Annotated in this window: 15 protein-coding genes; 6 read left to right on the forward strand and 9 right to left on the reverse strand. The window is 69.6% G+C overall.

Going from position 1 to position 20865, the window contains the following annotated elements; translation table 11 throughout:
- Positions 1–40: 40 nt before the first annotated feature.
- Together ACXJ1Y_RS21725 and ACXJ1Y_RS21730 are read right to left on the reverse strand one after the other, a co-directional pair.
- Positions 41–1627 carry a DHA2 family efflux MFS transporter permease subunit gene (locus tag ACXJ1Y_RS21725; RefSeq protein ID WP_463848138.1) on the reverse strand — a complete coding sequence of 529 codons (1587 nt, stop codon included), beginning with the start codon at positions 1625–1627 and terminating at the stop codon, positions 41–43.
- A gap of 11 nt (positions 1628–1638) precedes the next feature.
- Complete coding sequence (locus ACXJ1Y_RS21730; protein ID WP_463848139.1) at positions 1639–2850, reverse strand: HlyD family secretion protein; 1212 nt, start codon at positions 2848–2850, stop codon at positions 1639–1641.
- Between the two features lie 104 nt (positions 2851–2954).
- On the opposite strand from ACXJ1Y_RS21730, the gene ACXJ1Y_RS21735 reads away from it, so the two are divergent.
- Positions 2955–3602 (forward strand): TetR/AcrR family transcriptional regulator, encoded by a 648-nt coding sequence (locus ACXJ1Y_RS21735; protein ID WP_463848140.1) that lies wholly within the window; start codon positions 2955–2957, stop codon positions 3600–3602.
- A gap of 36 nt (positions 3603–3638) precedes the next feature.
- On the opposite strand, the gene trxA is transcribed toward ACXJ1Y_RS21735, so the two are convergent.
- Both trxA and addA read right to left on the reverse strand, forming a co-directional pair.
- Positions 3639–3968: a thioredoxin gene (trxA, locus tag ACXJ1Y_RS21740; RefSeq protein ID WP_463848141.1), complete on the reverse strand. Its 330-nt coding sequence runs from the start codon at positions 3966–3968 to the stop codon at positions 3639–3641.
- A 177-nt stretch (positions 3969–4145) separates the two neighbouring features.
- Positions 4146–7622 (reverse strand): double-strand break repair helicase AddA, encoded by a 3477-nt coding sequence (gene addA / locus ACXJ1Y_RS21745; protein ID WP_463848142.1) that lies wholly within the window; start codon positions 7620–7622, stop codon positions 4146–4148.
- Between the two features lie 158 nt (positions 7623–7780).
- Between addA and minC (ACXJ1Y_RS21750) the strand changes: the two genes are divergently transcribed.
- A complete protein-coding gene (gene minC / locus ACXJ1Y_RS21750) occupies positions 7781–8491 on the forward strand; it encodes a septum site-determining protein MinC (RefSeq protein ID WP_463848143.1) in 711 nt (236 codons plus the stop codon).
- 13 nt (positions 8492–8504) lie between these two features.
- Here the strand turns inward: minC (ACXJ1Y_RS21750) and ACXJ1Y_RS21755 are convergent, their stop codons facing one another.
- The 3 genes from ACXJ1Y_RS21755 to ACXJ1Y_RS21765 form a co-directional block, all read right to left on the reverse strand.
- A complete protein-coding gene (locus ACXJ1Y_RS21755; RefSeq protein WP_463848144.1) occupies positions 8505–9590 on the reverse strand; it encodes a hypothetical protein in 1086 nt (361 codons plus the stop codon).
- A gap of 180 nt (positions 9591–9770) precedes the next feature.
- Positions 9771–11501 (reverse strand): bifunctional protein-serine/threonine kinase/phosphatase, encoded by a 1731-nt coding sequence (locus ACXJ1Y_RS21760; RefSeq protein WP_463848145.1) that lies wholly within the window; start codon positions 11499–11501, stop codon positions 9771–9773.
- A 59-nt stretch (positions 11502–11560) separates the two neighbouring features.
- Entirely contained in the window at positions 11561–12406 is an 846-nt protein-coding gene (locus tag ACXJ1Y_RS21765; protein ID WP_243952049.1) for a formate/nitrite transporter family protein, read from the reverse strand.
- A 322-nt stretch (positions 12407–12728) separates the two neighbouring features.
- Here ACXJ1Y_RS21765 and minC (ACXJ1Y_RS21770) point away from each other — a divergent pair, with 322 nt between their 5' ends.
- Genes minC (ACXJ1Y_RS21770) through minE form a run of 3 tightly spaced genes read left to right on the forward strand, consistent with a single transcriptional unit; the run spans position 12729 to position 14603 of the window.
- The gene (gene minC / locus ACXJ1Y_RS21770) at positions 12729–13457 is read left to right on the forward strand and encodes a septum site-determining protein MinC (protein WP_463848146.1); all 729 of its coding nucleotides are present in this window, start codon (positions 12729–12731) and stop codon (positions 13455–13457) included.
- A 13-nt stretch (positions 13458–13470) separates the two neighbouring features.
- Positions 13471–14286: a septum site-determining protein MinD gene (minD, locus tag ACXJ1Y_RS21775; RefSeq protein WP_463848147.1), complete on the forward strand. Its 816-nt coding sequence runs from the start codon at positions 13471–13473 to the stop codon at positions 14284–14286.
- Positions 14283–14603, forward strand: coding sequence for a cell division topological specificity factor MinE (gene minE / locus ACXJ1Y_RS21780; RefSeq protein ID WP_342167269.1), 321 nt, complete (start codon positions 14283–14285; stop codon positions 14601–14603). Before minD ends, minE begins: the two co-directional genes overlap by 4 nt.
- 35 nt (positions 14604–14638) lie before the next feature.
- Here minE and ACXJ1Y_RS21785 read toward each other — a convergent pair whose 3' ends face one another.
- Both ACXJ1Y_RS21785 and ACXJ1Y_RS21790 read right to left on the reverse strand, forming a co-directional pair.
- Complete coding sequence (locus tag ACXJ1Y_RS21785; RefSeq protein ID WP_463848148.1) at positions 14639–16042, reverse strand: cytochrome P450; 1404 nt, start codon at positions 16040–16042, stop codon at positions 14639–14641.
- 58 nt (positions 16043–16100) lie between these two features.
- A complete protein-coding gene (locus ACXJ1Y_RS21790; RefSeq protein ID WP_463848149.1) occupies positions 16101–18746 on the reverse strand; it encodes an ABC transporter transmembrane domain-containing protein in 2646 nt (881 codons plus the stop codon).
- Positions 18747–19009: 263 nt separating this feature from the next.
- Here ACXJ1Y_RS21790 and typA point away from each other — a divergent pair, with 263 nt between their 5' ends.
- On the forward strand, positions 19010–20827 hold the full coding sequence (gene typA / locus ACXJ1Y_RS21795; RefSeq protein ID WP_463850196.1) for a translational GTPase TypA: 1818 nt from the start codon (positions 19010–19012) through the stop codon (positions 20825–20827).
- Positions 20828–20865: the final 38 nt, after the last annotated feature.

The raw sequence follows: 20865 nt of genomic DNA on the forward strand, positions 1-20865 counted from the left end.
CAATCCTGCCGCATCCGCGGCGCCCCCCGCAATCCACCCCTCAATGGCCGCCGCCCCCGCCCGCGCCGGCCCTTGGCTTGCGGATCAGCGGCACCGCGCAGGCCATGGCGAGGAACAGCACGGTGAGGACGAGGAACACGTCCTCGAAGGCCATCACCAGCCCTTGGATACGCACCGTGTTGGTCATGGCCTTCAGCGCCATGGACGAGGCGGCGCTGCCGTAATCCGAAAAGCCCCGCTGCAGGGCGTCGAGGCGCTCCAGGGCCGGGGCGTGGGACCATGTGAAGCGCTCGTGCAGGCGGGTGAGATGCAGGTCCCAGCGGTCGTTGAGCAGGGTGTTGATGAGCGCGAGCCCCACCGCGCCGCCGAGGTTGCGGGTGAGGTTGTAGAGCCCGGCGGCGTTCTTCATCCGCGCCGGGGGGAGGGTGCCGAGCGCGATGTTGTTGATCGGGATCATGCACAGCATCAGCGAGCAGCCGCGCAGCACCTGCGGCCACAGCAGTTCCCAGAAGTCCCAATCCTTGGTCAGGCCGGTGACGATCCAGGTGCCCGCCGCGAAGCCGGCGAAGCCGATCGCCATCAGCACGCGGGGATCGACCTTGCCGGAGAATCGCCCTGCAATGGGCGCGGTGGCGAACATGCAGAGGCCGGAGACGAACATCGTCTCGCCGATCATCAGCGCCGAGTAGCCGCGCACCCGGGCGAGATAGACCGGGTAGAGGTAGGTCAGTCCGTAGAGGCCGATCCCCATGACGAAGCTCGCCACGCAGCCGCTGGCGAAGTTGCGGTCGGAGAACGCGCGCAGGTCCACGATGGGCTGGCGGGCGGTAAAGGCCCGCCAGAAGAACAACAAGCCGCTCGCGACGCAGATGATCGCGCAGGCGAAGACCGCCTCGTCCTGCAGCCAGTCATGGTTCGGGCCTTCCTCCAGCACGTATTCCATGCAGCCGAGGAAGGCGGCCATCGCGGCGAGGCCGAACCAGTCGAAATCGTCGAGGAGCGAGAGGTTCGGCTTGTCGAAATCCACGAGGATCGCGGTCGAGACCGTGACGAGGATGCCGGGCACGACGTTCACGAGGAACAGCCAGTGCCAGGACATGAGGTCGGTGAGATAGCCGCCGACCGTGGGGCCGATGGTCGGCGCCAGGGTCGCCACGAGGCCGATCATCGGCGAGACGATGGTCCGCTTCGAGGGCGGGAAGATCGTGAAGGCCGAGGCGAAGACGGTCGGGATCATCCCGCCGCCGATGAAGCCCTGGAGCGCCCGCCAGACGATCATCTCGCCGATGGTCGAGGAGGAGGCGCACATCAGGCTCATGAGGGTGAAGCCGCCCGCCGAGATGGCGAACATCCACCGGGTCGAGAGCACCCGCGAGAGGGTGCCCGAGAGCGGAATCGAGATGACCTCCGCGATGAGATAGCTGGTCTGGACCCAGGGGATTTCGTCGCCGGAGGCCGAGAGCCCGGCCTGGATCTCGTTGAGGGAGGCCGAGACGATCTGGATGTCCAGGATCGCCATGAACATCCCGAACACCATGCACAGGAAGGCGATCATCCGCCGCCGGTCGATCGGCGGATCGGCCGGCACCGGCATGGCGGCGGGTGACAGGGCGGCGGAGGCGGCCATGGCGTCGGGCTCTAATGCGCCTCGGCGACCTGGGCGTTCGCGCGCCCGCCCGCCTCGCGGGTGTCCACCTTCACCACCGCCGAGAGGCCCGGCCGCAGGATGCCTTCGCGGGCGACGTCGAGAGGCACCTTCACCCGCACCGGCAGGCGCTGCACGATCTTGGTGAAGTTGCCCGTGGCGTTGTCCGGCGGCAGCAGGCTGAACACCGAGCCGGAGGCCGGCGAGAAGGATTCCACCACGCCCCGGATCGGCCGGTCGGGATAGGCGTCGACGGTCACGATCACCGCCTGGCCGGGGCGCATCCGCTCGACCTGCGTCTCCTTGAAGTTCGCGTCGATGCGCACGCTCTGCAGCGGCACGAGGGCGGCCACGCGGGTGCCCGGCGCGACGTAGGCGCCCGCCTCCACCGCCTTGTTCCCGACCACGCCGTCGAAGGGGGCGCGGATCACCGTGAAGTCGAGGTCGCGCTGGGCGCGGTCCACGGCGGTGCTCAGCTCGGCCGAGAGGTTCCGGGCCTCCTTCTGCTGCGCCCGCAGGACATCGACGTTGGCGCGGGCGGCGAGCAGGGCGGCCTCGGCGCCCTTCACCGCCGCCTCGGTGCGGTCGCGATCCGCCTTGGTCTGATCGATGCGCGACTTGGCGACGTAATCGGCCTGCATCTGCATGGCGCGGCGGTAATCGGCATCGGCGCGCACGGCGTCGGCGCGGCTCGCCTCCACCTGCGCGGAGGCCTGCCCGACCTGCGCCTCGGCGGCATCCGCCTGCCGGCCGATCCGCTCGATGGTGCTCTGCTGGGTGGCGAGCTTGTCCCGCGCCGATCGCAGGGCGAGGCGGTAATCGCCATCATCGAGCTTGGCGATGACATCGCCCCGCGCGACGGTCTGGCCGTTCACCACGGGCGCGGCTTCGAGATAGCCCGAGACCTTGGCGGCCAGCACCGAGATGTCGGCCTGCACATAGGCGTCGTCGGTCGAGATGAAGAACCGCCCGACGCTCCACCATTGCCACCCCTCGTAGCCGCCCCCGCCGACGGCCGCCGCCAGCAGGCCGAGGAGCAGGAGCTTGCGGAGCGGGCGCCTGCGCTTCACCGGCTCGGCCGGGGCCAGGGCCTGCGCGGGCAATGTGGCGACCGAACGGGAATCGGCATGCGGCGGAGACGCCGCGGTGAGGTTCTCGTCGTCCGCGACCTCGGTCGGCCGCCCGGCATCCTCACGGAGGGACATCCGAATACACTCCAGTTTGACCGAACCGTTCGGTCAATGCGCGGGACGGGCGTTGACGCCGATCCCGAATTCCCTCAGCATATTTTGACCGAACCGTTCGGTCAATGAGCTTGGGGGCAGGGAAGGTGGCGGGCACGGGTGCCGTCGAGCGCGACGGGGTCGAAACGGAGAAGCGACGGCAGATCCTGGAGGGCGCGCGCCGGGTGTTCACGGCGTCGGGCTTCGACGGGGCGAGCATGGGCGAGATCGCTAAGGCCGCCGGCGTGTCGAAGGGGACGCTCTACGTCTATTTCGACAGCAAGGACGCGCTGTTCGAGGCGCTGACCATCGCGCAGAAGCGCGACCTCGCGGAGGCCTTGTTCGCGCTGAATGTCGAGGATCCCGACATGCGCGGCGTGCTCACGCGCCTCGGGCGGATCTATCTCAGAGAGATGAGCAAGCCCGAGCACGTCTCGCTGGTGCGGATGGTGATCGGCGCCTGCGAGAAGTTCCCGCATCTCGGGCGGGCCTTCTTCGAGGCGGGGCCGGCGCTCGGGGTCGGGCGGCTCGCGGCCTATCTCGACGCGCAGGTCGCGGCGGGGCGCCTGCGGGAGGCGGACACGACGCTCGCCGCCAAGCACTTCCTGCACCTGTGTCAGGCCGGCTTGTTCACGCGGCTGCTGTTCTCGGCCGGGGGCATCGAGAGCGAGGGCGAACTCAACCACCGCGTCGATGAGGCGGTGCGGATCTTCCTCGCCGGCTATGGGCCGTGAGGGCGCCGGGCCGAGGGGCCCGACGCCTCGTGCGGATCAGGCCGAGGCGGTCTGAGCCGAGATCCAGCGGGACAGGTCGCCCTTCGGGGACGCGCCGACCTTCTGGTCGACCCGCTCACCGTTCTTGAACAGGAGCAGCGTCGGGATCGAGCGGATGCCGTACTGAGAGGCGATCCCCGGGTTCTCATCGACGTTGACCTTGGCGATCTTCACCTTGCCCTGGAGATCGGCCGCGATCTCTTCGAGCGCCGGGCCGATCTGCCGACAGGGGCCGCACCATTCGGCCCAGAAATCCACGACGACCGGCTCGGCGGACTTGAGAACGTCCTGCTCGAAGCTCGCGTCGGTAACCTTCACCGTCGCCATCGTACTACCTTTCGCAACGCCGCCGGCTGGGGATGCCGGGCGGCCACGGACGGACTCTTGCCCGAACGGTCGAGGCAGAATTGGCGACGGGCGTCCGGGTGGTCAAGGAGCGCGGCGCGGGACGCATGACGGCGGGGCACGCCAATCATGCCCGAACCGATTGCGTCCACGGTTTTCTCAGCCCGCGATCCCCACCCGCGCCAGGGCGGCCTCGACGGTGGCGTCGTCCAGTTCGCGGATGACCGGGCCGGAGGTCCAGACCAGCATCGGCAGGATCCGCTTGCCCGGATAGATCCGCGCAAGCAGCCGGGCGTAGAGGGCGATCTGGCTCGCCTCCATCTCGGGGAGGGGGGCATCCTCGGCGGGGGGACGGCCGGTCTTGAAGTCGGCGAGCGTCACCGTGTCGGCGGTGACGGCGAGGCGGTCGAGGCGGCCCGTCACCGGGCGCTCCACCCCGCCGACGCTGACGCGGCCGGACAGGCTCACCTCCGCGCGAGCGTCGTCCGTGAAGAGCGGCGCGAGGGCGGGATCCTCGATCAGACGCATCACCGCCCCGAGGATGCCCCGCAGGGCTGGTTCGCCGAGGCCGGGCGCGCGGGATTGCAGATAGGCGAACCCGGCCTTGCGCCGCGTACCCGGCTCCACGCGCGGCAGGTGCTGCAACAGGGCGTGGACGAGAAGGCCCCGGCGGCGAGCGTTGGCGTCGGCGAGGCGCGGCGGGGGCAGGCGCGCGCCGTCTGCGGCATCGAGCATGCCGGAGGGATGCAGCGGCGCCTCCGCCACGGCTTCCGTCTCGACGCGGCGGCGCAGCCACGCGGGAGCCTCGGGCCGGTCCTCGCGGGTGCGGGACGCGGGCACCTCGCCCTTGCCCGTGGCGCCCTCGCGCCAGAGCATCGCCGGGCCGTAGGACAGTTCGACGGTCTCGCCCTCGCCGAGGGCGGCTTCCATCCCGGCGCGGATCATCCGGCACCATGCGGCGTCCGTCTCGCGGATCTTGCCCCGGAAGGGGGCGACGATCAGCCGGTCGGCGGCGCGGGTCATGGCGACGTAGAGGAGGCGGTTGTGCTCCTGCCGCGACCGCGCGGAAAGGGCCGCGCGGACCTGCTCCGTCACCGCGCAATCCTGCGACTTGCCGGCCCAGACCGGCGGCAGCACCGCGTCGCGCCCGAGCATCGGCAGCAGCGGCGGGTCCTTTCCGGCGAAGGCCTCGCAGCCGTCGAGGATGACGACGACCGGCGCTTCCAGCCCCTTCGAGCCGTGCACGGTCATCACGCGCACCTCGTCTCGGCCCGATTCCAGATCGCGCTTCACCGTGTGCCCGGCCTCGGCGCCGACATAGCGCGCCAGGAAGCCGCCGAGCGACGGCGCCTCGTCGCTGCCCTCGGATTGCGCCGCCGCCGCAAGGAACACGTCGATGGCGTCGCCCGCCTCGCCGCCGAGCCGCGCCACGAGCTTCGCCCGTCCCTCCATCGGGCCGAGCAGCCGCGCGTAGAAGCCGAACGGCCCCAGCGCGCCGGCAAGGCCGATCCAGGTGTTCAGGGCGTCCCGCGCCGTGATCGCGGCGGCGTCGCCCGCCTCGGCGTGGCGGGTGAGGGCGTCCTGCAGCGTCTCGGCTTCGTCCCGGCCGGAGGCGAGGTGCACGAGGTCCTCGTCGGTCAGCCCCACGAGGGGCGTCTTGAGGGCGGTCGCGAGGGTCAGGTCGTCGGCGGGCAGCAGCCCGGCGCGGCCGATGGCGACGAGATCCATCACCGCGATATGGGCCGAGACCTCCAGCCGGTCCTGGCCGGCGACCGGGACGCCGAGGCCCTTCAGGGCGCGGATCACCTCCTCGAAGGCGGGGCCGCGCTTGCGCACGAGGATCAGGATGTCGCCCGGCCGCCAGATCCGGCCGGTGGCGTCGCCGTCGCGGGTCCAGGCCTGCACGGCAGAGGCCACCCGCCGCGCGACCCGCAGCGCCGGGGCGCCGGGATCGGGCGTATCAACCGGGGCGGTCCAGGCGCTCACCTCGTCGGTGGCCTCCGGCTCGGCGATGTCCCACATCTCCACGGAGCCCGCCGCCTGGGGGCGGGCGCTCGCGTGGACGGGCTTGCGGATGTCCTCCTCGGACAGGCCGTCATTGTGCGCGTCGATGGCGAAGACCGCATCGACCGCCTTCAGCACCATCGTCGTGGAGCGGAACGAGAGGGTGAGGGGCACGTCCTCGAAGACGATGTTCGCCGCCCGCGATTCGGTGATCCAGGCCTTGCGCGTCACCGCGAATTCGCGCGGGTCGGCGCCCTGAAAGCCGTAGATCGACTGCTTCGGGTCGCCCACCGCGAAGCGGGTGCGGTGGCCCTCCCGCGCGCCGGCCCCGGCGGCGAATTCCTGGGTGAGGGTGCGCAGGATCGCCCATTGCTCGGGGTTCGTGTCCTGCGCCTCGTCCACGAGGACGTGGTCGATGCCCTTGTCGAGCTTGTAGAGCACCCAGCCCGCCCCGACCCGCGACAGCAGATCGAGGGCGCGGCGGATCAGGTCGTCGAAATCGAGGGCGCCGAGGCGGGCCTTCTGCCCCTCCACCCGGCGGTGGATCTCGGCGGCGAGGGTGAACAGCGCCTCCGTCCGCGCATGGGCACGGGCGGCGCGCAGCCGGTCGAACAGGGGGACGAGGCGGTCCCGCTCCTCGATCAGGGCGAGCTTCACCGGCTCGGGGACGGATTTGGTGCCGAGGCTCTTGTCGGCCTTCGGCTCGTCCTTCTGCGTGAAGAAGATCGCCTTGTAGTGCTCGACCGCCTCGCTCCGATCGGGGCGGCTCAGCGACGCGTGGGCCTCCATGACCGTTTCGGCCAGGGTGCCATCGCTGGCCTTGCCGGTCTGCAAGGCGGTGGCGATGGCGGTGAGGTCGTCGAGCCCGTCATCGAGGATCGCGGCCTCGATCCGCTCGGCACTCTCCCCGGCGGCGAGGCCCAGTTCGCCGCGCAGGCGACTGAAGGCGCCGTCGAGGCCATTCCGGCTCGCCATCAGGGCATGGGCGCGCACCGCCGCGCGCACCGCATCGTGCAGGGCCTCCCCCGTCGCCTCGGCGGTCACGCGGGCCAGCGCCGCGCCCAATGGGCTTTCGCCGGCCTGGGTCGCGTCGGCGAGCACGTTCGCCGTCTCCAGGGCGAACATCTCCTGAGCCTGCGTCTCGTCCAGCACCACGAAGCGGGCCGGCACGTTCGCCTCGAAGGGGAACATGTGCAGCAGGCGCTCGCAGAGCGCATGCAGGGTCTCGATCTTGAGGCCGCCCGGCGTCTCCACGGCGCGGGCGAAGAGGCGGCGTGCCATGCGCAGGCGGTCGGCCGTGGGCCGTTCGCCGGTCAGTTCGATGAGTTCGTCCGAGAGGGCGGCGTCGTCGAGCGTCACCCAGCGGCCGAGGCGCTGGAACACGCGGATCGCCATGTTGGCGGCGGCGGCCTTGGTGAAGGTGAGGCAGAGGATGCGGCCGGGGGGCGATCCGTCGAGGAGCAGCCGCACCACCCGGTCGGTCAGCACCTTGGTCTTGCCCGCGCCGGCATTGGCCGAGACCCAGGCCGAGGCGCGCGGATCGGCCGCCCGGCGCTGGTTCTCGCGGGTCAGCGGATCGACGACGATCGTTCGGGCAGTGTCTGGCAGGGTCCGTCCCGCTGAGGAATCCAAGATGTCCGTCCGCGCGATCCTCGTGAGATCCGACTTGTACACGAGGTGTTCGCCTTGCGCGCCATCTCCGTGATGCACTGGGATTGCGGAGGCGGCTGCGCCGCCGCATGGATGGGCGAGGGCGTTTGCCTGCGAAACCACCCGATCCGCCGGTGACGATGACCAATTCCAACGAGGCCCGTCCGCCGATCCGCTTTCGCGGCCGCTCGTTCATGGCGACCGTGCTGGCGCCCGTGCCGCCGGTCTCGGACTGGTTCGCCGACCTCGACGCCCTCTGTCGGCGGGCCCCGGCCTTCTTCGCCGGGCGCCCGACCATTCTCGATCTCACCGGCCTGTCGCTGACGCGGGAAGATCTCGACGGGCTCGTGGCGGACCTCACCGCGCGCAACATCCCCATCCACGGCATCGAGGGCGCGCCGCCCGGCATGCTCGGCCCCGGCCTGCCGCCCTCGCTCTCGGGCGGCCGCCCCTCGGGGGAGGTGGCGACGCCCGACGCCCCCGCGCCGGAGCCCTCCGCCCGCGTGATGCCGGCCCGGTCGCTCATCCTCGACAGCCCCGTCCGCTCCGGCCAGACGATCCTGCATCTCGACGGCGACGTCACCGTGCTCGGCGCGGTCGCCTCCGGCTCGGAGGTGATCGCCGGGGGCTCGATCCACGTCTACGGCGCCCTGCGCGGGCGGGCGGTGGCGGGCGCATCGGGCAACCCCACCGCGCGGATCTGGTGCCGCCGGTTCGAGCCGGAACTCGTGGCCATCGACGGCCTGTACAAGGCCGCCGACGATCTCGACCCCGCCTTCCGCAACCAGCCGGTGGAGGTGCGGCTGGTCGAGGATTCGCTGAGGCTGTCGCTGTTCGATCAGACCCGGTAGGCGGCTGGGCCGATCAGGGCTTGGATTCGGCTCCGGCCTCGACCTTCGGCGCCGCCTTGGCCTCGGCTTCCGCCTCCAGCTTGGCCTCGACCTCCGCGCGGATGCGGGCTTCCATCTCGGCGCGCGCCTTGGTGTCGGCTTCGGCCTTGCTCTTCGCTTCCACCTCGGCGCGCATCTTGGTCTCGATGTCGGCGCGCATCTTCGCCTCGAGGTCGGCTTTTGCCTGGGCTTCGGCCGCTGCCTTCTTGGTGGCCTCACGCTCGGCGGAGCGCTTGTCGGCCGCGGCGACATACTCCTCCGGCCCGAGATCCACGTAGGACCTCAACTCCGTGTCGAAGGTGGCGGCATCGCCCGTGTCCTTCGGGCAATCCGGCGTCCCGCCCGGCTTCTTGATCTCGTCCTGAACCGCCCCGTCAATCGCCGCAAATTCGGTGCGCAGGGTGGCCACCTTGGCATCGACCGCCGCCCGCTGCGGGGCGGTGGTGCTCACGGCGCAGCTCGCCGCGGTCTTCTGCAGGATGAGGCCCATGAAATAGGCCTGGAGCCGGATCTGGTTCGGCTTCTCGGCCGGCGCGGCCGAGGCCTGCGGCGCGGACGAGGCCGCCGTGTTGCAGCGCTTCAGCCCGTCATAGGCGTCGGCGAAGCCGGGGATGCTGAAATCGGCCGCGCCGTCATCGAACTTGAGGACGATCTGCTTCCCCTTCGCCAGCTTCGGAAGGACGCTGTCCGGCAATTGCGACCACAGGAGGTTGGCCTCTCCGGTCCAGCCCTGCTTGGCGAAGATCACCTGCTTGTCGATGGAGAAGGACGCCTTCACGGCCTCATCCTTGTCCCAGGTCCAGTTCGCGTAGCCGAGGACGAGGTTCACCTTTCCCTCATCCAGCGAAAGAACGATGGCGTTCTCCGCGTTGTTGTCGTCCTTGTCGCGGTAGGAATACGACATCTGGCAGGTGTTGTGGCCTGTCTGGCCAAGATTCCGCTCGATCTCCCAACCGCGAACGTTCTCGAAAAGCTTGCGTTCACCGGCCCGGGCAGGCGCGCTCAATCCCCCGCACACGAAAGCCAGAGTGATCGCGGCGAGGAGGGGGCGCTTGCTCATGTCGTGCTTCCTGAAACCGGTTCGGGAATTCGGTTGATCCCGTGGCGGCGATGTTCGATCAAGCTGATCGCAAAGGTATCGAACAGCCTTCAGGTCACGATTTCGAGACGATATCTGCTGTTTCAGGCAATTCCCGTCCAGCACGGTTAACCCCGCCGGACGGGATCGCTGGTTCCGGCACTAGCGAGCCAGCAGCGCCAGCAGCACGATCACCGTCACGCCCAGGACCAGCGACAAGCCCCGCCAGAACAGCAGCGGATCGCGCTCGATCAGCGGGACGCCCCGCGTCTCGGTGAAGGCCGGGTTCGGGTGGCGCAGGTCGTGGACGAATTCGGACAGCACCTCGTAGCGGCGCTGCGGGTCGGGATGCGTCGCCCGGCGCAGGGCGCCATCGACCCAGGCCGGCAGGAGGGGCCGGGCGTGGCGCGCGGAGACGTAACGCAGGCGCTTCTGCTTCCCGGCCGTGCGGGCGCGGGCGGCCTCGCCGCCATAGGGCAGCCGGCCGGTGAGCATCTGGTAGGCGAGGATGCCCAGCGCGAAGATGTCCGAGCCCGGCGAGGGCGGGTAGCCGAGGAAGCATTCCGGCGCGGTGTACTGAATGGCGCCCTGCGGCAGGGCCTCGTCCGTGCGCCCGCCTTCCTCCACGAGGCCGGCGACGCGGGTCGCGCCGAAATCGATGATCTGCACCGTGCCGGCGCCATCGATCAGCACGTTCTCCGGCCGGAGGTCGCCATGGACCATCTCCCGGCGGTGGAAGGCCTGAAGGCCCCGCGCGATCTGCTCCACGATCCCGCGCACGCTCTCCAGATCGGGCTCGCTCCGGTCGGCCATCCATTGGGCGAGGGTGCGGCCCTCGACGTAGCGCATCACCGTGTAGAGGTGGCCGCGCGGGGTGCGGCTCTCATGCGCCTTGAGGACGTGCGGGCTGTCGATCCGCCGGGCGATCCACTCCTCCATCATGAAGTGGCGCAGGTAGTCGCGATCGCCGCGCAGTTCGAGGCCGGGCACCTTCAGGGCGACGCGCGCCCCGGTCTCGCGGTCGGTGGCGAGGTAGACGTGGCCCCGGCCTCCCGCATGGAGCCGCCGCAGGATGTCGTAGCCCTCGAACCGCGTCGGCGGGTCGAGGAGGGGGGCGGGGGGCAGGTCGCCGACCTCGCCCATCACCTCGCCGGGCTCGCCGTCGGGCAGGGAGTCCACCCGGACGATCAGTGCCGTCAGATTGTCGCCGCTGCCTGATTCATAGGCAGCATCCACGATCCGCCGGGCGGCGCCCTGCAGGTCGTCTCCGGCCGCGTTCACGGCCTCGGCGATGTCGCGCGGTGACAGGTGCTCGTGCACGCCATCGGTCGTGAGGATGAAGACGTCGCCGGCCTGCACCGGCACCGTGGTGCAGTCGATCTCGACATGGGCGTCGGCCCCGAGCGCCCGGCCGAGGTAGCTCTCCTGCGAGGAGATGACGACCCGGTGGTCCTCGGTGATCTGTTCGAGGGAGCGGCCGGCGAGGCGGCAGAGGCGGCTGTCGCCGCAATGGAAGACGTGGGCGGTGCGCGAGCGCAGGACGAGGGCGGTGAGCGTCGTCACGCAGCCCCGGTCGGAATCGCCGGGGGCCGCAGCCCGGCGGGTCTCGGCATGGAGCCAGGAATTGGTGGCCGTCAGCACGCGCTTGGCGGCGTTGCGCACGGTCCAGGAATCGGGGGTGGCGTAATAGTCGGAGAGGAAGCTCTTGACGCCGGTCTCGCTCGCCATCGCGCCGAGGGCGCTGCTGCTGATCCCGTCCGCGACGAGCGCCGCGATGCCCTTGAGCCTGAGGGCGGGGCCTTCCGGCACGAGGGCGCCGTGGAAGTCCTGGTTCTCGTCCTTGCGGCCGCGCTCGCTGTGCTGGCCGATCGTGACCGTCAATGTCCGCGTCATCGCCCGACCGTGAGGCGGCGCCCCGGAGGTGGTCCGGGGCGCCGTACTGCTGACAACCCTTACGCGGCGAGGCGGCGGACGCCCTCGGCGGAGGCCGGGAGCGGGCGCTTCGGCGCCGTGCGCACATGGGTCGAGTAGAGGGTCAGGCCGGTGAAGGCGAGGCCGCCCACGAGGTTGCCGAGCACGGTCGGGATCTCGTTCCAGAGGAAGTAGTCCATGATGGAGAACTTCGCGCCGAGCATCAGGCCCGACGGGAACAGGAACATGTTCACGACCGAGTGCTCGAAGGTCATGAAGAAGAACAGCATGATCGGCATCCACATGGCGATCACCTTGCCGCTCACGTGGGTCGAGATCATCGCGCCGACGACGCCGGTCGAGACCATCCAGTTGCAGAGCATTCCGCGCAGGAACAGCGTCATCCAGCCGCCGAAGCCGTGGGCGGCGTAGCCGAGGGTGCGCTTCTCACCGATGTTCGAGATGAACTCGGCGGTCTTATCGGGCGGGCTGGTGAAGCCGTAGGTGAAGACGCAGGCCATCATGAAGGCCACGGTGAGCGCGCCGAGGAAGTTGCCGACGAAGACGAGGCCCCAGTTGCGCAGCACGCCGCCGACGGTGACGCCGGGGCGCTTGTCGAGGAGGGCCAGCGGCGCCAGCACGAACACGCCGGTCAGAAGGTCGAAGCCCAGCAGGTAGAGCATGCAGAATCCGACCGGGAACAGGGCGGCGCCGACGATCGGCTGGCCGGTCTGCTGGGTGATCGTCACGGCGAAGACGGCGGCCAGCGCCAGGATCGCGCCGGCCATATACGCGCGGATGAGGGTGTCGCGCGTCGACATGAATACTTTCGCCTCGCCGGCATCGACCATTTTCACGGCGAATTCTGAAGGTGCCAGGTAAGCCATCGTGTCTCCTACTAGATCGTGTGCGATCGGCGGCGCTTCGGGGTCCAATCGACGTTGACGGAGTGTCCGAGCGACGGCCTGACCGGCCGTCTCCTGCCGAGATCGCCAGGCGCCGCCGGTCTTGAAGCAAGAGGCGAGCCCGTTTCCGGCACGGGATGCCGCAGGAAATACCTGTCGCGTTCATGCAACAGGAAATGGCATCGGCCGCTGGCGGAGGACGATCCAAGGATCCCGGCAAAATTTGCCGGGAGGATCACAAACTTAACCCTTCGGTAACCATACCCGCCGTCAATGGTCCGGTAAGGACTGTTAACAGGCGGCCATGAGCGCAGCTTCACCAGAGCCGATCATTCAAGAGCCCGCCGCTGCAGAGCCGCGGGTGACCCTCCGGCCGCTGAGCTTCCGCGGCCGGGTCTTCAAGGCCCTGGCGCTGACGCCGGAGCCCCCGGTCGGAGACTGGCTCGCCGGTCTCGACCTCGCGCTGAAGCGGTCGCCGACCCTGTTGAAGGGCCGGGCCCTGATCCTCGACCTCGCGGAGCTGAAGCCGTCCCTGGACGATCTCCAGGGCCTGCTCGACGAGCTGCGCGGTCGCGACATCCGCGTCCTCGGCATCGAGGGGTCGGACCAAGCGGGCGAGGGCCTGCCGCCGATCCTCCTGCAGGGGCGCCCCGGCGCCTCCATCGAGGTCCCGGCCGTGCCCGCCGAGCCCGAGCCGCAGATCGTCACCTCGATCACCGTCGAGGGGTCGATCCGCTCCGGCCAGAGCATCGTCAACCCGACCGGGGACGTGACCGTGATGGGCCACGTCTCCTCCGGGGCCGAGGTTCTCGCCGGCGGTTCCATCCACGTTTACGGCGCCCTGCGGGGGCGCGCCATCGCCGGCGCCGCCCGCAACCCACGCGCCCGAATCTACTGCCGCAAGTTCGAGCCCGAGCTGCTGGGGATCGACCGCCTCGTGCGGACTGCGGAAGACATGGGATCGGCTCTGCGCGGCATGGCCGCTCAGGTCTGGCTCGATGGCGGCACCATGAAACTGGCTAAGCTGGATTAAGGGAGAGCGACGCGTGGCAAAGGTTCTCGTCGTCACATCGGGCAAGGGCGGCGTCGGCAAGACGACGACCACCGCTGCCCTCGGAGCGGCCCTCGCGCAGGGTGGCCAGAGCGTGTGCGTCGTCGATTTCGACGTCGGCCTGCGTAACCTCGACCTCGTCATGGGTGCCGAGCGCCGGGTGGTCTACGATCTCATCAACGTCGTGAACGGCGACGCCAAGCTCCCGCAGGCCCTCATCAAGGACAAGCGCCTCGACGGCCTGCACCTGCTTCCGGCCTCGCAGACCCGCGACAAGGATGCCCTGACCGACGAGGGCGTGGCCCGCGTCATGGACGAGCTTCGCGCGAAGTTCGACTGGGTGGTCTGCGACTCGCCGGCCGGCATCGAGCGCGGCGCCCAGCTCGCCATGCACCACGCCGACGTCGCCATCGTCGTCACGAACCCCGAGGTCTCCTCGGTGCGCGACTCCGACCGGATCATCGGCCTGCTCGACTCCAAGACGGCCAAGGCCGAGCGCGGCGAGGAGATGGAGAAGCACCTGATCCTCACCCGCTACGACCCGACCCGCGCCGACCGGGGCGACATGCTGAAGACCGAGGACGTGCTCGAGATCCTCTCGATCCCGCTGCTCGCGATCATCCCGGAAAGCCAGGAAGTGCTCCGCGCCTCCAACGTCGGCTGCCCGGTGACGCTGAACAACCCCCTCTGCGCCCCGGCCCGCGCCTACGCCGACGCGGCCAAGCGGCTCCGGGGCGAGGACGTGCCGATGGTGCTCCCCACCGAGCGCAAGTCCTTCCTCGACAAGCTCTTCATGCGGAGGGCGGCATGAGCATCCTTGGGATCTTCCAGAAGCGCACGTCGAGCGCGGTCGCTCGCGACCGGCTCCAGCTGATCCTCGCCCATGAACGCGCCGAATCCGGTCGCCCGGACCTCGTGATCCAGCTCCGCGAGGAGATCCTGGCGGTGATCGCCAACCATGTCGCGGTGGAGCCCGACAAGGTGAAGGTCACGCTGGAGCGCGGCGCGGGTGTCTCGACGCTCGGCCTCGACATCGAGCTTCCCCTCGGGGCCTCGGCCAAGCTCGACGCGAAGCTCGCGAGCAAGCTCGCCGAAGTCGCCAAGCAGAGCACGAAGAAGGCGGCGTAAGCCTCCGCGCCCCTTCCCCTCGCGGGGGAGGGGCTTCAATCGCGCGAATGCAGCCTGAAAGCCCCCGGGTTTTCGGGCTGCGTCGTCACGACCGCCGCCGGCAGGATCGGCGTGTCGTCGACCTTCTCGATGCGGAAGGCGGCGCAGAGGCGGGCCAGCGCCAGCACCGCCTCGCTCAGCGCGAATTGCGCGCCGATGCAGACGCGCGGCCCCGCGCCGAAGGGCAGGTAGCTGAACCGCGCCGGGGCCGGACGGCCGGGCAGGAAGCGGCCCGGATCGAACGCGTCGGGATCGTCCCAGAGCTTGCGGTGCCGGTGCAACACCCAGGGGCTGACGATCACGATGTCGTCCTTGCGGATCGCGTGGCCCGCCGCCTCGTCGGCCGCGAGCGCCCGCCGCACCACCACGAAGGCCGCCGGGTAGAGCCGCAGCGTCTCGTCGATCACCGCGCGGGTCAGCGGCAGGCGTCCGTCCGCATGGCTGCCGGTCGGGTCGGTGAGGTCGGCCGCGCGCGCCTCGGCGGCGACGCGCTCCTGCACCTCCGGAAACAGCGCCAGCATGTAGCTCGCCCAGAACAGCGTGCCCGCCGTGGTCTCGTGGCCCGCGAGGATCATGGTCGCGACCTGATCGCGCAATTCGCGGAGGGTGAACGGTTCCCCCGTCTCCGGGCTGCGCGCGGCGACCAGCAGGTCGAGGAGGTCGCCCCGGTGGTTCGCGGCCTCCTCGGCACGGGCCGCGATCAGCGAATCGAGGAACGGAATCCAGCGCCGCCGGAAGCGGGCGCGGGGCCAGTCGAGCGGAGCGGGCCAGCCGGGCGGCATCAGCACGTCCAGGACGTGCGGACGGCCGATCCGCTCGCTGTATTCCGCGATGAAGGCGCGCAGCGCCGGCCCCTGCCGGTCCATCCCCACGGAGAACATCGAGCGGCCGGCGATGTCGAGGGCGAGGCTGTGGAAGGCGCCGAACAGGTCGAGGGGCCCTTCCGCCGCCCTGGGGCGCAGGGCGTCGATCCCGTCGATCACCGCCCGGTCGATATGCGGCACCAGCCCGTCGATGGCGCGGGGCGTGAAGGCGGGGGCGAGCGTCCGCCGCTGGTGGCGCCACGCGGAACCTTCGCTGATGAGGAGCCCGTCGCCGAGGATCGGCCGGAGGATGCGCGTGGTGCCCACGGTGCGGGCGTAGTTCGCCTGATTCTCCACGAGGACACGGCGGATCGCATCCGGGTCGCTGAAGATGAAGCTGGAGCGGCCGAGCAGTCCGCGACGGGTGACGGTCTCCTCGAAGGCCGCCTTGGGGAAGCCGATCAGGCCGTTGTCGCGGATCGAGCGCAGATACGCCGGCAGCGACAGGTCGCGCGCGGGCGGCTCCCGGTGCGGTGGCACCATCCGCGGCGCACGCTCGGCGGCCTCGCGGCCAGGGGGGGCGGCTTCCATCGGCATCGTGTCCATCAGGGCGAGGGTGATGGCCGAGGCGGGCGCGAGAGTAAACGCCCGCGAGTCATTCGGCCGCGTTTCGCAGCGGCTCGGCCGTCTGCTCCACGCGCAGGGTGCCGGGGAACAGGGCCGTCTCGGCGTCGCCAGAGACGGAGGCGATGACGCTCGCGCGCGGCACGATGTCCTCCACGACCTTCAGCAGCGTGCCGGCCCCGCCTTCGAGATGGTCGGTGGCGCGGTCCACCACGAGGATTTCCGGCTGGCGCAGCAGGGCGCGCGTCAGGCCGAGGCGCACCCGCACCCGCTCCGGCAGCAGGATCCCGCGGTTGCCCACCTGCCGTTCGAGGCCCCGGCGCCGGATGCCGTTCTCGAGGTCGAACTCGCGGCAGACGGCCAGCACCTCGCGCTGGATGATCTCCTCGCCATGCATCCGCGCCGTGTCGATGCGGCCGAACAGGACGTTGTCGAGCACGCTGGCGCGGGGATTGATGCGGACGGGGTCGTAGGTTTCGATGTCGCAGTTCTCCTCCCCGTCCATCGCGTCCTGCACGATGCCCCGCGCCCCGACGATCCGCGCCCTGAGGATCGGGTCGAGGAGGCCGAAACGCATGCGCGGCTCGATATACGCGAGGGTGAGGGCCAGGAACGCCTCGCTGTCCTTCTCGGTGAGGCGGCCGGTGGCGGTGAGGCGGGTGAGCCGCGCCTCGTAATCCGGCACCATCTCCGGGGTGATGAGCGAGAAGCGCCGGAACAGCGGATGGCCGGGGGGGACGTCCTTGAAGATCTCGCTGAGGTTCCGGGCGATCTCGACGCCCATCCGGTCGAGGTCGTCAAGCAGGCGTGCGCGCCCCAGTGCCATGCGGAAGGGCGCCATCGCCGCCAGCCGCAGGGGCTCGGTCAGCGCGGGATCGCGCGGGACGCCGAACAGCAGGTTCTCGCCGAGCGTGGCCTGCTCGTTGTAGGCGCCGCGCGAGAACGGGATCACGAGCCCCGCCAATCCCTGCCGCTCGAAATGCTCGCGCAGATGCTCTCGGGCGCCGATGACGCGCTGCCCAATCTCCGAATCGTGGCTCACCGAACTCAGGGCGCCGAGCCCGTAGCGGTAGAGGTCGTCGCCGAGACCCAGCCGGGTCAGGATGTCCACGAGACGTGCGTCCAGCCCGTCCGCATCCCCGACGCCGAGGGCGTCGTAGTCGATCCAGGGGTCGCTGATGCTGTCGAGGGGATTGCCGGTCTGGATCGCCTCGCGGATCCTCTGCTTGGTGAAATCGAGCCGGCGGCTGGCCAGGGGTTTGACGCGCAATCCGTAGAGCAGGTTGTCCCTGATTGAGCCGGGGAACAGCACGGGCGTGATGCCGGCGAAGGCGACCCGCGACGAGAAGATCGAGCGCGGCAGGGTGGCGAGGTCGTAGGGGCCGACCCGCATCGTGCCCCCGCGCGCCACCTGCAGCCCCGCGAGCACCAGGGCGAATTCCTGGGCGATGGGCCCCGGCGGAACCAGGGCGACCTTCGCCGGAAGGGGGATCTCCACGGTGCCGACATCGACGGCCGAGCTTCCGCGCGGATCGCGCAGGACGAGACCCTCGGTCGAGAGCGGTGAGCCCAGCGTCAGGCTCGGCCCGCCGTCGTCCTGATAGGGCGTGAGGCGGTCGGGGCCGAAATGCGCGGCGACCGTCTCGTACTTCACCTCCACGTCCAGGCGCTGCTGATCCCAATCGATCAGCTCCTTCAGGGGAGGGGGCAGGTCGCGATAGGCCGCGAGGACGGCCACCAGCTGGCCGATGTCGAGTTCGCCCTTCAGGGCGAAGACCCCGCCGATGGCGTAGAACAGGAACGGCGTCACCTGCGCGAGCAGGTTGTTCAGGTACTTCACCGCGAACTTGCGGCGGTAGATCCGCAGGCGCAGGTCGTAGAGGGAATAAAGCCGTCCGCCGATCTCGGCCCGCTCCCAGCGGCCGGTGTTGTTCAGCGTCACGGCAGGCAGGCCGTCGAGCACCTCCGCCACCCGCCCGGCGAAGGCGCGGGACGCGATCTGCCGCTTGCGGCTCAGCACGATGATCTGGCGCCGCAGGCGGGGAATCACCGTCATCTGCACGCCGACCATCCCGCCGGCCACGAGGCCGAGCCAGACGTTCTGCATCAGGATGAAGGCCAGCGCGGTCAGGGCCTGCGTGCCGAGCTGGGCCGGCACCACGATGGCGTCGCCGATGAAGGAGCCGATGGGCTCGACCTCGTCGCGGATGATCGTGGCCGTCTCGGAGGATTTGACCTCGCTCTGCGCCTCCGGCGTGAAGCGCAGCATCAGGGCGAAGAGCTGGAACCGCAGCCGGCGCAGCATCCGCTCCCCGAGGATGCCCTTCTGCAGGTTGATCCAGAACTTGAAGGCCCCGTTCACGATCACGAGGCCGAGGAACATCAGCGACAGGCCGAACAGCAGTTCCAGGCGGTCCACCTGGAAGCCGTCGAACAGTTCCGTGCGCCCCCCGCCGAGGAAGGCGGGCCAATCGACCTTGATCTCAAGGAACGTCGCCGTGTCCTGGCCATGGGAGAAGGCGCGGCCGGTGATGGCGTCGTTAACGATGCGCTTGGGCAGATCGAGCGAGGCGAAATAAAATGGCAGCGACGCCAGCACGACGGCGCAGATCGCGATCTGATTCCGCTTCGAATGGCGCCAGATGTAGGAGAACAGCCGCGGCTCGAGCTCGCGCATGACGTCCTTCTCGTCGGTGGGCTGCGCGACACCCGAACGCTGACCGCGACGTGCCCTATTTATAGCGCAACTCCGGGTCGTCGCGTGCCGAACTGCATGCCTCCCCCGCGAAAACCCGCCCGTTTCGCTGCGTGGGCTTGCCGTAAGCGGTGTGTCTCTCTATTGCAGCGCAACCGCCACACATCTGCCCATGGCCCGGGGCGGACGACATGATGTCGTCCGGTGCTCCGTCACAGCCAGGGCCACCGAGCGTGAACCCGGCCATGGACCTGCGCAACATCGCCATCATCGCCCACGTCGACCACGGGAAAACCACCCTGGTCGACAAGCTGCTGCAGCAGTCCGGCACCTTCCGCGAAAACCAGCGCGTCGAAGAACGCGCCATGGATTCGAACGACCTGGAGAAGGAACGGGGCATCACCATCCTGGCCAAGGCGACCTCGGTCGTCTGGAAGGATACCCGCGTCAACGTGGTCGACACCCCCGGCCACGCCGATTTCGGCGGCGAGGTGGAGCGTATCCTCTCGATGGTCGACGGCGTGATCGTGCTGGTCGACGCCGCCGAGGGGCCGATGCCGCAGACCAAGTTCGTGGTCGGCAAGGCCCTCAAGATCGGCCTGCGCCCCATCGTGGCGGTGAACAAGGTCGACCGGCCGGATGCCCGCATCAACGAGGTTGTGAACGAGGTGTTCGACCTCTTCGCCGCCCTCGACGCCACCGACGAGCAGCTCGACTTCCCGATTCTCTACGGGTCCGGCCGCAACGGCTGGATGGGCCTGTCGCCGGAGGCTGATCCCGAAGAAGGGCTCGCCCCGCTGTTCGACCTCGTGCTGAAGCACGTTCCGCCGGCCAAGACCGAGCCCGGCCCGTTCCGGATGCTCGGCACCCTGCTCGAAGCCAACCCGTTCCTCGGCCGCATCATCACCGGGCGCATCGCCTCCGGCACGGTGAAGCCGAACCAGTCGATCAAGGTCCTCGACCGCGAGGGCAAGGTCGTGGAGACCGGCCGCGTCTCGAAGATCCTGGCCTTCCGTGGTCTGGAGCGCGCCCCCATCGACGTGGGCGAGGCGGGGGACATCGTCTCCATCGCCGGCCTCGTGAAGGGCACCGTGGCCGACACGTTCTGCGATCCGTCAATCAGCGACCCGATCCAGGCCCAGCCGATCGACCCGCCGACCGTCACCATGTCGTTCATCGTGAACGATTCGCCCCTGGCCGGCACCGAGGGTGACAAGGTCACGAGCCGCATGATCCGCGACCGCCTGTTCAAGGAGGCCGAGGGCAACGTCACGCTCAAGATCGAGGAAGCGGCCGACAAGGATTCGTTCTACGTCTCCGGCCGTGGCGAATTGCAGCTCGCGATCCTGATCGAGACCATGCGCCGCGAGGGCTTCGAGATCGCCGTGTCGCGTCCGCGCGTGGTGTTCGAGAAGGACGAGGCCGGCGAGCTTCTGGAGCCCGTCGAGGAAGTCGTCATCGACGTGGACGAGGAGCACTCGGGCGTCGTCGTCCAGAAGATGTCCGAGCGGAAGGCCGAGATGATCGAGATGCGGCCGTCGGGCGGTGATCGCCTGCGCCTCGTCTTCCACGCCCCGACCCGTGGCCTCATCGGCTACCAGGGCGAGCTGATGACCGACACGCGCGGCACGGCGATCATGAACCGCCTGTTCAAGGCTTACGAGCCCTTCAAGGGCGAGATCCCCGGCCGCCGCAACGGCGTGCTGATCTCGAACGACAAGGGCGAGGCCGTGGCCTACGCGATGTGGAACCTTGAGGATCGCGGCCCGATGATGATCGAGCCCGGCGCCAAGGTGTACCAGGGCATGATCGTCGGCGAGCACAACCGCGAGAACGATCTCGAGGTGAACGTGCTCAAGGGCAAGAAGCTCACCAACATCCGCACCACGTCGAAGGACGAGGCGGTGCGCCTGACCCCGCCGATCCGCATGACGCTGGAGAAGTCGCTCGCCTGGATCCAGGACGACGAGCTGATGGAAGTGACGCCGAAGTCCATCCGCCTGCGCAAGACGGTCCTCGATCCGAACGACCGCAAGCGCGCCGAGCGCTCCAAGGAAGCCTGAGTGACGAAAACCCCCGGAGCGCCAAGCGCTCCGGGGGT

This window comes from Methylobacterium sp. TK26 (genome assembly GCF_055361565.1).